The following is a 12,554-nucleotide window of genomic DNA, read 5'->3' on the forward strand; positions in this document are numbered from 1 at the left end:
ATTTTCCTTTTAAAAAGTGGCTCATTATAACAAAATGGGCTTAAATTTGTCGCTCTAAAACCTTTTGAAACTCCTCGCTTAGCGTAACTTCAAGCGTGATAAGCGATACTGGCAAACCAAAATCTTTTGCCTTTACATAGTCCTTTTGCGTCATCAAAAGCGAGGTGGCACCGTAACTTTGCAAAATTTCACTTAGTTCATCTTTTGAAAAATCATAATGATCAGGGAAAAAGACCTGTCCCACACACTCGCTAAAAAACGCTTCAAGGCGGGCTGGGTTTGCTATGGCAGTAACTAGTACCATTTTTTCGCTTTTATTTAAAATTTCACTCTTTCTAAAATGAGTTTGCCCTTCGATCGCTATAAAATCAGCGAATTTATAAAAGCTAAATGGATATCTATAAGCCCCGCTTGGTAAGCAAAATTTTAGTCTTGGCTCTGGGTTTGGACGCACCAAGATGTCAAATTTAGCTATGTCAAATTTAGAAAACCCGTCATCCATCAAAATATACTTCGCTCCATGGGTTTTGGCGTACTCTATGGCTAATTTCCTATCTTCGCTTACTATTACATTTGCATTTTTAAGGCTTGTAGCATATATCATCGCTTCATCGCCGCTTGCTGCTACGTCAAGTAAAATTTCGCCGTTACGAGCGACAACCTGCATACCTTTGCTCTTTCTTTTATAACCTCTAAGAATAATAAAAGCGCCCTCGTAATTTTTAGCAATTGCCACGCAAAGCGGGGTCTTACCACTTCCTCCAAGTGTCAAATTTCCCACGCTTATTACCTTTATGCCAAAGTCTATTTTTCTAGCAGTAAATTTCTTAAGAACTACAATAAAAAAATAGATAAAGCTTAGTGGTAAAAGTAAAAATGCCAGTAAAATTTGAAAGAAATTTGGGCGAAAAAAATATTCATTCGCCCAAGCATGCAAGAAAATATTTAATTTCTTAAACACGAGTTTTAGAAATTTCTTTTACTTTGTTGCAGACGTATTGCACCTCTTCATCGCTTAGACTATGATAAATAGGCAGTGACAATACTTGCTGATAATTTTTTAAAGCATTTGGAAAATCATTTACTTTAAGTGAGTATTTGTTTTTGTAATAACTTAGTAAATGTATCGGTATGTAGTGCAATGATGTGTGAATGCCGTGCTCCAAAAGCTCTCTAGCAAAGCCATCACGATTTTTATTTATCTTAATAATATACTGAGTATAAATGTGCTCGCGTTTTTTGACAGGGATTGTTATATTGTGGCACTCACCAAGCTCTTTATCATAAATTTTTGCGATCTCTTGTCTTCTTTGTATGAGTTTATCTGTTCTTTCTAGCTGCGCAATAGAAAATGCTGCATTTATCGAGTTTATATCATACTTTAAGCCAATATCAACGACATCATAAATATAACTCAAGCTACCAAATTTATCAATGCCATTTACAAGAGCATAGTTGCGAAGTAGTTTTGCTCTTTTATAAATTTCCTCATCATTTGTCGTAAAAAATCCAACCGTTGATATAGGATTTTGTACACGCGAATGTGTCTGAAAGCATGACAAAAAGGAGTCTGAACCAACTTTTTTACCATTGTATGTTAGTCCCATACCACGATTTGCATCATCTAAAATTTTTACACCGTATTTCTCACAAACCGCCGTTATCTCATCCATCCTAGCACTTTGACCTGCGATATGAGAGATAAAAGCACATTTTAATTTTTTGTGATTTTGCTCTTTTAGCACTTTCTCAAGGGCGTCCGGGCAGATGTTAAAATCTTCTTCATCAACATCCACAAAAATAGGTTCAGCATCAAAATGTCTAACAGCTTGTGCAATGCTAGGAAAGGCATTTATAGAGCAAATGACCTTATCTCCGCGTTTAGTGTCAAGCGCACTTAGTGCCAAGTGATGTGCGGCTGCGATATTATTTGTGGTAACTACAAATTTTGCACCAAAATACTCTTTTAACTTCTCTTCAAATCTAGCAACGATATTAGTAGTATTTTCAGAGTGCAAAGCCTCCTCAATAAGCTCACTTTCACGCTCAGTGATAGTTGGTCTATAAAACGGAATCTCTCTCATCTTTAATCCTTTAAATTTTCACTATCAACGGCATTTGTCGTTTAAACCTGTTTGAAACAACTCTATTTTCTATATCCGATACTGCTTTTAATCCGAACTTTTTGATGACTTGCTCCTTGTTATTTTCTAAATTTTCTAAAATCTCATCAATAACAGCATAACTGTAACCTATGTCACCTTCGTCACTTTGACCATCCCACAAATCAGCCGAAGGTGCTTTGTTGATAAAATTTTTATCAACCCCAAGATGTTTTGCAAATTCAAAAATTTCACTTTTGTAAAGCTCTCCGATAGGATTTATCGCACATGCCAAATCCCCAAATATCGTACCGTATCCAAGCATAAGCTCACTTTTATTGCTTGTTCCGATAACTAGAGCGTTTATACTAGATGAATAATCATAAAGCAAGCTCATTCTAACTCTAGCTGCTAAATTCCCTTTTCTTAAATTGCTTAAATTTACATCTATCGTTTCGTAAAAGGCATTTAAAATACCCTCTATGGATAAAACCTTATATTTTATGTTTAGTTTTTCGCATAAATTTAAGGCGTCATCCATATTTTGTCTGTTTGATGATGCTGTTGGCATGATGAGTGCATAAGTTTCATTTGGTTTTGCTCTTGCACACAAAGTCGCTACCACAGCAGAATCAATACCTCCACTAACGCCCAACAACAAATTTTTATCTTTAGTTTTATCTTTTAAGCTAAAAACTAAAGTTTCTTCGATCTTTTGATACTCCTTCATTCTTCCTTTGCCTAGATTTGCTTCCTTTTGCAAAAATTATACTAAGTGAATTTAAAATTTTTCTTTAAGTTTAAGTAAAAAGATGTAAAATTTTAAGAAATAATAAATTTAAGGTAAAAAATGAGAGTAATACACAAAAGTTTTGGAGATTTTGGCACTAATTGTTACATTGTTACAAAAAATAGCTCATCTATAGTGATAGATCCAGGAGATGGGGCAAAAGAATGGGTTTTACAAAATGCCAAAAATTTAAAAGCCATCCTTTGTACTCATGGGCATTTTGATCATATTTTTGATGCTGGTAAGTTAAAAGATGAGCTAGAAATTCCGGTTTATATTAATAAATTTGACGCTTTTATGTGTGAAAATGACATTTTTGGCTATATGAAAAGTGTATTTAAGCCAGATGTTTTAGTTAGTAACGATGAAAATTTCCAGATTGATGATTTTTACATTAAATTTCACCACTTTCCAGGACATACGCCAGGTTGTTCGATGATAGAGATAGATGACGTGATGTTTAGCGGAGATTTCTTATTTAAAGGCAGCATAGGGCGCTGGGATTTTCCATTTTCAGATAAAAATGAAATGCTCAAAAGCCTAGAAAAATGCAAACTAATTGATGACGACTTTACACTTTGTCCAGGACACGGCGAAAGTAGTATGCTAAAGAGCGAGCAAGACAATATTGATTATTGGGTAGGTCTTGTTAAAAATAGTTAGAGTCATATGCTGCAAGACAAACTTTATTTATTAGAAAAAATTTGAGTTTATTGCCTGTTTTTATTGACTATGTGTATTCTAGGATTATTGATATTAAAGGATTAAAAATTAAAGAGAGTCCGAGCGAAAACTCGCTCGGATAAAAGGTTTTTAGAAGCTATATTTTGCTTCAAATCTTATACGATCTTGCTTGAAGCTTTCGCCATCTTTTTTGTCTTTAGCAGCTGCATACCAAGAAAGGAATGTAAGTTTTTTGCTGTATTTGTAGCTAGCATCAAGATACCATTCGCTTCTTTTTGCTTTATCTTTATCGGCAAGAACATATAGACCATTGCTGTATCCTTTGCCTTTAGTATATCCAGCACCAAAGCCAAATTTATCTATATCGTATCCAGCGTTAACAAACCAGTAGTTGTTGTCGCCTTTGATGTTATTATAGAATTGCTTACTGCTAGCCATTGCACCATTTAGGATCTTAGCTGGGTTGATAAGCTGACCATTTGCATCAAGAGTTACAAATGAAATTTTGTTGCTATTTTTAGCATCGCTAGTTTTATTTTTAGCATCAAAATCTAAGTAACCAGCATTAAGTTTAGCACCAAATAATTTTGTGCCAGCTTGAACTGCCCAGAAGTCAGCATCAGCTACTTCTTTGTGGTCTGAATCATTATGAACATATTGACCTTTTAAGTTTAGGTTTATATCATCAGTCACATTAAAGCTTACAGCAGCCTCAGCACCATAAAGTGTAGCTATATCTTGAAGATTTGCAATAGCAGCTTTGAATGATACAGGGTCATAGCTACCTACTGCACCTAGATAGTAAAGGTTGCCTGGAGCATTATGGAATTTTGAGGTGCCACTAATTGTAGTTAGTAATGGTCCATCCACTTCATCAGTGTTATCTTCTATAGCATCGTACGCTGCAGCTGTTAAGCTAAGACCTGCTACATCAGTATTTACTACTTTTAGACCTGTAGCTGCTATATCACCATCATCATAGAATGTTTTGATAAGTTGTTTACCAGCTGTGATAGTAGTATCAGATACTTTGTATCCTAGATACATCTCGTAAACACCAAATGTGTCAGTTGTATTTGTTTTGTCAGTACCACCGCCAATAACCGTATCGTATTTATTGCTATAAGTAATTCCGTTATTATCACCAGAACCGTCTTTTGAAGCATACCTTAGTGTTAATACGCCAAAGAAATTATCATCAATAGCAGCCTTGAATGATGTTTGCATTCTATATGCATGACCAGCAAGACTTGACTTTTGAGTATTGTATGTAGTAGTGTTTTTAAAACGATCGTTTGTATAGCGATATCTTGCAAATCCTGAAAGATCTACATTTTTTATAGCTTCTTCAAGTGGAGTTGCACTTGCAACACTTGAAAATGCACCTAAAGCAACCAAAGCAGCTAAGCTAACTTTTGTAATTTTCATCTAAATCTCCTTTTGATAAAAAGTTTTGAAAGGATATTATCATAGAAAAATTAATTTTATTGCTTAATTTTTCTTAAAATTTTAAAAAATATTACCAATTATTTACCAAAATAGGATAATGAGATAAAGATTGTCTTTTTAAAATTTCGTTTTATTTTGGATTAAATATAAAAAAATCAAAAATTCTTACTTACTTTTAGCTATTAGTCTTAGCTTCTTCTCGTTCTTTTTTCTGCCTTATAGCAGCTTCTTTTTGGATATTTTTTTGTTGAGCCAAGAAGATATGCTCTTCAAGTGTGACAAGTTGAAATACTCCTTCAAAAATTTTTATATCTTTAACGTATCCAAGCACTTTTACTTCTCTTTTTCTGCTCTCTTCAAATCTTGCTTGAGCGTCAAATTCCACCACGTCACCAAGCTTTAGCGGTCCAAAAAAATTTATCCTAGCTCCGATACTAACGCAAAATTCTTCATTAATAGCTAAAAGGGCAGCATGATTTGCGCCCATAAAAATAAACCCACTATGAATAAGCCCCTCAGTATCGCATACCATATCATCTGTAGTAAAAAATCTAGTCTTTGCGTGATTTTTTTCAAGTAAAAATGCCGTTCCACTAAAATTTAGCTTTGTAAGTGGAGCGGTTTTGATCTCGTTTCTTAATGGATTTTCATCTTCTGGTAAGATTATTTGCGATTCATCTTTTATATCATAGATATTTTCTTCTGCCATTTTTATCCTTAAATTTTAACTCTAACATATGCTCTTTTTGGCGCTGGGTAGCCCTCGATGGTTTTAGTACTGTCATCTGGGTCTAAGAAATTTTCAAGACTCTCACCATCTATCCACTGCGTTTTTCGCTGCTCATTTAGATCAGTCGCCTTTGTTTCAAGTAAGGTAAAATCCCTAAATTTAGCCCTCTCACACCAGTTTTGAAGTGCCGAGAGGGTAGGCACAAAGTAGATATTTGGAATTTTTGAGTATCTATCCTTTGGACTTAGCGCAAAGTCACCCTCCATATCAATATACATAGTATCTAAAAATAGCTCTCCTCCAGGATTTAGTGCGGTTTTTAGCTCTTTTAGCATCTTGATAGGATCGCTTCTGTGATAGATGACACCAAGGCAAAAAATGGTGTCAAATTTCGCTCCAAACTCTGGCAAACTCTCGACGCCAAGAAGCTCATAAGCGATATTTGAGCGGATAAATTTGTTTAAAAATTTAAACTGCAAATATGTATGCACGCTAGGATCAAAGCCAGTTATGCTTTTTGGGGCGTATTCAAGCATCTTAAACATATAATATCCATTGTTGCAACCCACATCAGCCACGCTTTTGCCAGCTAAATTTAGATGCGGGGCGAGGATATTAAATTTAATAAAACTTTGCCACTCGCTATCTATATATATATCATCAATTTCAAATGGCCCTTTTCGCCAAGGCTTTAGGCTAAGGGCGAGATCAAAAATTTCATCTTTTTTAGCTTGGTCTAAATTTTTAAATTTCACATTTACACTATCTTTTAGCTCAAGCTCGCAGTCAAAATTTGCTAAATTTTCTATCCTATTATAAATTTGCTTTTGCTGCTCGTTAAATTTGCTAAGATCCACGCTATTTCCAGTCGACGATGTTGTGCGGACACTCTTTTTGGTAGGTGCCAGTCGCGTCATAATACTCTTTACAATCATTATAATATTGAGTCGAAACTCCACGCTCGTTCATATAAAGACAACCATTGCAAAATAGCGCTATAAAGCCTAAAAATATAATCTTTTTCATGTGGCGGATTTTATCATAAATAAAAATTTTATGCTAGAATAGCAGGCAGTTTTAGAGCCAAGTTTGGCTAATATTAAGCAAAAAAGGCATTTTATGCAAAGAAGAGATTTTTTTAAATTCAGTAGTTTTTTAGGTGCAGCGAGTCTGCTTCCAAGTGTAACTCTAGCTAGCGACGAGCCAGCAAACCCAGTGGTTAGAAATTTCGACGTAAATTTCAAACACCAGCTGCTTGAAAAGGGCAAAAGCTCAAAAATTTGGTTACCACTCCCACTAAGCACCACTTATCAGCAACTAACCAAAGACTACGTCATAAACACAACCGCTAAAAACGTCTATATTTCAGATACGCTAATACCAACAATGTATGCTGATTTTGAAGAAAATGAGCCAAGACCTATCTTAAATGTGCAGTTTAAAATTCAAACAACAGAGCGTAACACTGACTTTAGCAAGGTAAATTACGATCCAAATGAGAAGGTTGATCCTGCGATTTTGGAGTTTTTAAAACCAACTTCACACATCCCAACTGACGGCGTCGTAAGAGCAAAAGCGCTAGAGATAGTTGGAAATTTAAAAGGCGACTTGGAGCGTGCAAAAGCGATCTACACGTGGGTTGCAAACACTATGCAGCGCGATAACAGCATCCTTGGATGTGGCACAGGCGACGTTAAAGCCATCCTAGAAAGTGGCAAATTAGTTGGCAAATGCACCGACATAAACTCAGTTTTTGTTGGACTTTGCAGATCAGTTGGTATTCCAGCAAGAGAAATTTTTGGTATCAGAGTTGGTCAGTCTAGATTTTCAGATCAAATGGGTAGCGCAAAAGATGGCGTAGCTAAAATTTCAGGCGGACAGCACTGCAGGGCCGAGTTTTACCTAAAGGGCTATGGTTGGATACCTGTTGATCCAGCTGACGTCACAAAGGTGAGACTGGGTGAGAAATTAACAAATGATGACGCTAAGATCGTAGCTGTTAGAGACTTTTGTTTTGGTAACTGGGAGATGTGCTGGATAGGCTTTAACTACGGACGTGACTTTATCTTAAAACCAGAGCCTGAGCAAACTCCACTAAATAACTTCGGTTACCCATACGCTGAAGTCGATGGCAACACACAAAATTATTATTCGCCAAAAGAATTTAGCTACGACTACGTCTCAACAGAGCTAAAATGAGAGCCTTTTGGCTAATACTCACATCCATAGGTAGCGCCATCGGTGCTACCTTGTGCTGCTTGCCAGCGCTTCTTTTTTTGCTTTTTGGCACATCATTTTCATTTCTTTCTTGGACGCAAAATTTATACGAGTACCGCACTATTTTAAGCGTTATAGCCGTCATTTGCTTTGTGATTTCAGGAATTAGTCTATTTTACAAGCCAAAAAGCTGCAACCTAAGCTACAAAAAGAAAAAATGGATACTTATATATATACTTTTTGGAGTGATTTTGCTTTTACTCCTTACATACCCAGAGCTTTTAGGAGAAATTTATGCGTAAAATTTTAGTTTTAGCCCTTTTAGTAGCAGCAAGCTACGCTGATAAAAAGATAGAAATTTTAGTGCCTAGCATGCACTGTCCGCTTTGCACGGCGATAGTAAGAAAGGCTGCTCTTAGCGTTGATGGCGTAAAAAAGGCAGATGTATCGCTAAAAGAGCGAAAAGCTGTCGTTATAGCAGATGATAAGGTCGATGAAAAAGAGCTTTTAAAAGCAGTCGATGCGACTGGCTATAAGGGCGAGATAAAATAAATCTACGGAGGCAAATATGTCAAAGAGTGAAATTTTAACGAAATTTGAGACACTTGCTGCGATACCACACTGCAGTTATGAGACCGATAAGATGCGTGATTTTCTAGCTAGCTATGCAAAAGATAGGGGCTGTGAGGTCGCAGTCGATAGCTTTGGCAACATTCATGCGTTTAAAGGCAAGCCAAAAATTTGCTTGCAAAGCCACTACGATATGGTCTGTATGGGCGATGCTCCAAAGATCGAAATAGTTTACGGCGATGATGGCTACATGAGGGCTAAAAACTCATCTTTAGGCGCAGATAACGGTATAGGCGTAGCTATCATGATGCAGATGATAAGCGAATTTGATGACATAGAGTGCCTCTTTACAAACAACGAAGAAGTTGGCATGATCGGGGCCACTGGCTTTAGTGGCGATCTCAAAGCCGATAAGCTTTTAAATTTAGACAGCGAAGAGGACGATAGAGTCACTATCGGCTGCGCTGGCGGTGTAAATTTATTTGCCACTATCTCGCTTAATAGCAAAAAGACAAAAGAGGGCACGCTTTATGAAGTAAAAGTAAGTGGGCTTCCTGGCGGACACTCTGGCAACGAGATACATAAAAATATCCCAAATGCGATCAAGGTTTTAGCGGCATTTGTGACTAAAAATGGCTGTAAGCTTGTCAAATTTGAAGGTGGCGAGCGAAGCAACTCTATCCCAAGTGGCGCAACCGCACTGGTTCTAAGCGATAAAGAGCTAAAAAGTGAGTGTGAGAATTTAAGCGTGAAAAAGCTTGGTACTGGCGATGAAATTTTAGAAAATGGCGAGAAAATTTTAGCTCTTATTAACTCATTTTCACAAGGCGTAAGAGCCTATAACTGCGAGCTAGGCATACCACAAGATAGCGTAAACCTCTCACTTGCAAAGATCAAAGATGATGGCACACTTGAAGTGGAGTTTTTTGCAAGGTCAATGAGTAAAGACGGGCTAAATAGGATGGAATTTGAAATTTCTGAGCTTGCAAAAGCACTTGGCTTTAGCGTCATCGCAAAAGATAGAAACCCTGCTTGGAAGCCTATAAATGATAAATTTGCAAACGATATCTTAGAAGAGCTAAAAATTTATAAGCCAAATGCAAGGATAACAGCCGTTCATGCTGGACTTGAATGTGGCGTACTTTTGGAGAAAAAAGCGGGTCTTAGTGCTTGCTCAATAGGACCAAACATCCACTCACCTCATTCAACAAGAGAATGCTGCGAGGTTGAATCTGCGCTTTTTATAGAAAAAGTAGTTCGCGGTATCGTTAAAAAATATAACTCATAAAAAGTAAAATTTGCTAGAAATTTCTAGCAAATTTTATATCTCAAAGCATCTAAAGCAAATTTGCCCGCAAGTGCGAGCAACTTTAGACTATTTCCCAAACTCATAAACGATCTTGCCACTTTTTATCGTGGTAGTCGCTGCGCCTTTTAGTTTTTTACCAAAGAGTGGAGAATTTATAGATTTTGAGCGGTTTATCTTTTCATCATAAACGTAATCGATCTCAGGATCTATCACCGCGATGTCAGCTAGCATGCCCTCAGCAAGCCTGCCTTTATCTTTTAAATTTAGCATCTTAGCTGCATTTGTAGATGTTAGCTCCACCATGCGCTCTAAGCTTATAACGCCCTCATTTACGAGCTTAAGAGTGAGTGGCACAAGAGTTTGAAGTCCGATGATACCAAATGGCGCCTTGTCAAATTCCACTATCTTTTCATCTGTGTGGTGTGGGGCATGATCGGTCGCGATAACGTCTATAAGTCCGCTTTTTAGCGCTTCTCTTACCGCTTTTACGTCGCTTATCTCACGAAGTGGCGGTGACATTTTGAAATTTGTATCGTAGGCATTTTTTAAAATTTCATCGTCGCTAAAGCTAAAGTGGTGTGGTGTGGCTTCGCAAGTGATGTTTATGCCCTCTTTTTTGCCCATTTCGATGATCTTTAGCGAGTACTCCGAGCTTACGTGAGCGATGTGAATGTGCGCTTTAGTGAGCTTTGCAAGCAGCATATCACGGCTAACTGCGATCTCCTCTTTCTCTCTCGCCATGCCGCGAAGTCCAAGTATGGCTGAGACCTTGCCCTCGTGCATGACGCCCTGTCTGCAAAGTGAGCAGTCCTCTGAGTGGCTTATGCAAAAGCTACCAAACATACTTGAATACTCAAGCGCCGCTCTCATCACGCTTGAGCTAGTCACTGGCAAGCCATCGTCGCTAAATGCAACTGCGCCAGCTTCTATAAGATCGCCCATTTCAACGATCTCGTTGCCACCAAGCCCTTTGCTGATAGCAGCGATTGGCAAAAGATCGATCAGTCCGCAGTTTTTAGCCTTTTCTATCATCGCCCTTGTGATCGAGGCGTTGTCATTTACTGGGTTTGTATTTGCCATGCAAAGGCAGGTGGTCACTCCTCCAGCCACGGCCGCCTGCGAGCCTGAGATGATGTCATCTTTATACTCTTGACCAGGATCGCGAAAATGCACGTGCATGTCGATAAGTCCTGGCATGACGAGCTTATTTGTGGCGTCGATGACCTTCTCTGCCTCAAATTTCTCACTTCCGATTTTGGCTATTTTGCCGTTTTCTATTAAGATATTTGCCTTAAATTTCTCGTCGCTATTTACGATAGTGCCGTTAATTATTGCTATTTTCATCGTTAGCCCCTATTTTTTGCAAGCGTATTTAGTATCGCCATTCTTATAGCAACGCCGTTTTCAACTTGATTTAGTATGACTGAGTGCGTGCCATCAGCCACATCTGAGTTTAGCTCCACGCCCCTATTTATCGGTCCTGGATGCAGTACGATCACGTCGTGTTTTGCTAGCTTTATCCTGTTTTTATTTAGTCCAAAGAATTTCGAGTACTCCCTCGAGCTTGGAAATGCCACGTCCGCACCGCCGCGCTCTAGCTGAATGCGAAGCATGATGATGACATCACTGCCCTCGCAGGCTTCTTCCATATTTTTGCAAATTTTAGACTCAAAGACCTCAGCATCTTTTGGCATCATCATCCTTGGCGCAAAGAGCTTTAAATTTATGCCAAATTTCTTCATCGCCCAGATGTCTGACCTTGCCACGCGGCTTCTAGCGATGTCGCCGATGATCGCCACATTTAGGTTTTTATCTAAAATTTTACCATGCTCTCTTAGTGTGAAAAGATCAAGCAGAGCTTGGCTTGGGTGCTCATTTGTGCCGTCTCCTGCGTTTACGACGCTAGCCTCTGTTCTATCAGCTGCAAATTTTGCCGCTCCAGAGCTTGGATGACGAAGCACGATGATGTCAGTTCTCATAGCAGCCATGTTATTCATCGTATCATTTAGGCTCTCGCCCTTTGTCACGCTTGAGCTTGATGAGCTGAAATTTATCGTATCAGCTCCAAGTCTCTTTGCTGCAATCTCAAAGGATGTCCTAGTTCTTGTCGAGTTTTCATAAAATGCGTTGATCGTGGTCTTTCCACGAAGATAGTCATTTTTTTTCACTTGGCTTAAATTTAGCTCCTTAAACTCTTTCGCCGCCTCTAAAAAATATAAAATTTCTTCTTTGCTAAGCTCTCTAGTTCCTATCAAATCTTTATGTTTGTAGCCCATTTTAAGCCTCTTAAATTTATTTTGCTAGGAAGTCGCAAGCTGGTTGGTAGCCGTTATCACAAGCTTTTTTAAATAAAGCCTTTGCTTTTTCTTCGTTCTTTGCTTCGTTTGCGTCTTTATCTTTTACAAGACCATAAGCGATCATTTCGCCTAGTTTTTCGCAAGCCATGCCTTCGTTTTCGTCACACATTTTTGTAAAAATTTTCTCAGCCTGAGCTCTATCTTTTGCTACGCCGTCGCCGTTAAATAGCATGATCGCATTCATCGTGCAAGCTTTTTTCTCGCCCTCGCCGCATGCTTTATTAAAAGCAAGATAGGCCTCGTTAAAATTTTTCTTTGCATAAAGCTCATTTGCTTTGTCTAAATTTTCATTTGTCATAGCATTTAACGCAAAAACCGCTGCCACTAAAACTAAAATTTTCTTCAT

Annotated in this window: 15 protein-coding genes; 5 read left to right on the top strand and 10 right to left on the bottom strand. The window is 38.0% G+C overall.

The genetic code is table 11. The features are described 5' to 3' along the window. Window positions 1-40: 40 nt before the first annotated feature. Genes CVT17_RS06335 through CVT17_RS06345 form a run of 3 tightly spaced genes read right to left on the bottom strand, consistent with a single transcriptional unit; the run spans window position 41 to window position 2,832 of the window. Window positions 41-961, bottom strand: coding sequence for a tetraacyldisaccharide 4'-kinase (locus CVT17_RS06335; protein WP_107770149.1), 921 nt, complete (start codon window positions 959-961; stop codon window positions 41-43). Next, window positions 954-2,084: a DegT/DnrJ/EryC1/StrS family aminotransferase gene (locus tag CVT17_RS06340; protein WP_084109354.1), complete on the bottom strand. Its 1,131-nt coding sequence runs from the start codon at window positions 2,082-2,084 to the stop codon at window positions 954-956. Before CVT17_RS06340 ends, CVT17_RS06335 begins: the two co-directional genes overlap by 8 nt. A gap of 10 nt (window positions 2,085-2,094) precedes the next feature. Next, complete coding sequence (locus tag CVT17_RS06345; protein ID WP_107858902.1) at window positions 2,095-2,832, bottom strand: NAD+ synthase; 738 nt, start codon at window positions 2,830-2,832, stop codon at window positions 2,095-2,097. Window positions 2,833-2,952: 120 nt separating this feature from the next. On the opposite strand from CVT17_RS06345, the gene CVT17_RS06350 reads away from it, so the two are divergent. After that, window positions 2,953-3,555, top strand: a complete 603-nt coding sequence (locus CVT17_RS06350) for an MBL fold metallo-hydrolase (RefSeq protein ID WP_107770148.1) — start codon at window positions 2,953-2,955, stop codon at window positions 3,553-3,555. Window positions 3,556-3,705: 150 nt separating this feature from the next. On the opposite strand, the gene CVT17_RS06355 is transcribed toward CVT17_RS06350, so the two are convergent. The 4 genes from CVT17_RS06355 to CVT17_RS06370 form a co-directional block, all read right to left on the bottom strand. Then, window positions 3,706-5,004, bottom strand: coding sequence for a porin (locus CVT17_RS06355; protein ID WP_107770147.1), 1,299 nt, complete (start codon window positions 5,002-5,004; stop codon window positions 3,706-3,708). A gap of 196 nt (window positions 5,005-5,200) precedes the next feature. Further along, complete coding sequence (locus CVT17_RS06360) at window positions 5,201-5,734, bottom strand: thioesterase (RefSeq protein WP_107770146.1); 534 nt, start codon at window positions 5,732-5,734, stop codon at window positions 5,201-5,203. Between the two features lie 8 nt (window positions 5,735-5,742). Further along, entirely contained in the window at window positions 5,743-6,612 is an 870-nt protein-coding gene (gene cmoB / locus CVT17_RS06365) for a tRNA 5-methoxyuridine(34)/uridine 5-oxyacetic acid(34) synthase CmoB (RefSeq protein WP_230853330.1), read from the bottom strand. Between the two features lies 1 nt (window position 6,613). Next, entirely contained in the window at window positions 6,614-6,781 is a 168-nt protein-coding gene (locus tag CVT17_RS06370; RefSeq protein ID WP_002942642.1) for a hypothetical protein, read from the bottom strand. Between the two features lie 93 nt (window positions 6,782-6,874). Here CVT17_RS06370 and CVT17_RS06375 point away from each other — a divergent pair, with 93 nt between their 5' ends. The 4 genes from CVT17_RS06375 to CVT17_RS06390 are packed head-to-tail and all read left to right on the top strand — an operon-like array spanning window position 6,875 to window position 9,830. Next, window positions 6,875-7,954: a transglutaminase-like domain-containing protein gene (locus tag CVT17_RS06375; RefSeq protein WP_107858901.1), complete on the top strand. Its 1,080-nt coding sequence runs from the start codon at window positions 6,875-6,877 to the stop codon at window positions 7,952-7,954. After that, window positions 7,951-8,274 (top strand): aryl sulfotransferase, encoded by a 324-nt coding sequence (locus tag CVT17_RS06380; protein WP_107770143.1) that lies wholly within the window; start codon window positions 7,951-7,953, stop codon window positions 8,272-8,274. The genes CVT17_RS06375 and CVT17_RS06380 overlap by 4 nt, the downstream gene beginning before the upstream one ends. Beyond that, a complete protein-coding gene (locus CVT17_RS06385; RefSeq protein ID WP_107770142.1) occupies window positions 8,267-8,524 on the top strand; it encodes a heavy-metal-associated domain-containing protein in 258 nt (85 codons plus the stop codon). The genes CVT17_RS06380 and CVT17_RS06385 overlap by 8 nt, the downstream gene beginning before the upstream one ends. Window positions 8,525-8,540: 16 nt before the next feature. Next, on the top strand, window positions 8,541-9,830 hold the full coding sequence (locus CVT17_RS06390) for a M28 family peptidase (RefSeq protein WP_107858900.1): 1,290 nt from the start codon (window positions 8,541-8,543) through the stop codon (window positions 9,828-9,830). An 87-nt stretch (window positions 9,831-9,917) separates the two neighbouring features. On the opposite strand, the gene CVT17_RS06395 is transcribed toward CVT17_RS06390, so the two are convergent. Genes CVT17_RS06395 through CVT17_RS06405 form a run of 3 tightly spaced genes read right to left on the bottom strand, consistent with a single transcriptional unit; the run spans window position 9,918 to window position 12,554 of the window. Next, a complete protein-coding gene (locus CVT17_RS06395; protein WP_107858899.1) occupies window positions 9,918-11,195 on the bottom strand; it encodes a dihydroorotase in 1,278 nt (425 codons plus the stop codon). Between the two features lie 2 nt (window positions 11,196-11,197). Further along, window positions 11,198-12,127, bottom strand: coding sequence for an aspartate carbamoyltransferase catalytic subunit (locus tag CVT17_RS06400; RefSeq protein ID WP_107858898.1), 930 nt, complete (start codon window positions 12,125-12,127; stop codon window positions 11,198-11,200). 16 nt (window positions 12,128-12,143) lie between these two features. Then, window positions 12,144-12,554, bottom strand: a complete 411-nt coding sequence (locus tag CVT17_RS06405) for a tetratricopeptide repeat protein (RefSeq protein ID WP_107858897.1) — start codon at window positions 12,552-12,554, stop codon at window positions 12,144-12,146.

This window comes from Campylobacter concisus (genome assembly GCF_003048775.2).
GTDB lineage: Bacteria > Campylobacterota > Campylobacteria > Campylobacterales > Campylobacteraceae > Campylobacter_A > Campylobacter_A concisus_I.

Bases quoted from the DNA above. Each gene is read 5' to 3' on its own strand.
- CVT17_RS06340 (WP_084109354.1), bottom strand. From the start codon at position 2,084: ATGAGAGAGATTCCGTTTTATAGACCAACTATCACTGAGCGTGAAAGT.
- CVT17_RS06345 (WP_107858902.1), bottom strand. From the start codon at position 2,832: ATGAAGGAGTATCAAAAGATCGAAGAAACTTTAGTTTTTAGCTTAAAA.
- CVT17_RS06350 (WP_107770148.1), top strand. From the start codon at position 2,953: ATGAGAGTAATACACAAAAGTTTTGGAGATTTTGGCACTAATTGTTAC.
- CVT17_RS06355 (WP_107770147.1), bottom strand. From the start codon at position 5,004: ATGAAAATTACAAAAGTTAGCTTAGCTGCTTTGGTTGCTTTAGGTGCA.
- CVT17_RS06360 (WP_107770146.1), bottom strand. From the start codon at position 5,734: ATGGCAGAAGAAAATATCTATGATATAAAAGATGAATCGCAAATAATC.
- CVT17_RS06370 (WP_002942642.1), bottom strand. From the start codon at position 6,781: ATGAAAAAGATTATATTTTTAGGCTTTATAGCGCTATTTTGCAATGGT.
- CVT17_RS06375 (WP_107858901.1), top strand. From the start codon at position 6,875: ATGCAAAGAAGAGATTTTTTTAAATTCAGTAGTTTTTTAGGTGCAGCG.
- CVT17_RS06380 (WP_107770143.1), top strand. From the start codon at position 7,951: ATGAGAGCCTTTTGGCTAATACTCACATCCATAGGTAGCGCCATCGGT.
- CVT17_RS06385 (WP_107770142.1), top strand. From the start codon at position 8,267: ATGCGTAAAATTTTAGTTTTAGCCCTTTTAGTAGCAGCAAGCTACGCT.
- CVT17_RS06390 (WP_107858900.1), top strand. From the start codon at position 8,541: ATGTCAAAGAGTGAAATTTTAACGAAATTTGAGACACTTGCTGCGATA.
- CVT17_RS06395 (WP_107858899.1), bottom strand. From the start codon at position 11,195: ATGAAAATAGCAATAATTAACGGCACTATCGTAAATAGCGACGAGAAA.
- CVT17_RS06400 (WP_107858898.1), bottom strand. From the start codon at position 12,127: ATGGGCTACAAACATAAAGATTTGATAGGAACTAGAGAGCTTAGCAAA.
- CVT17_RS06405 (WP_107858897.1), bottom strand. From the start codon at position 12,554: ATGAAGAAAATTTTAGTTTTAGTGGCAGCGGTTTTTGCGTTAAATGCT.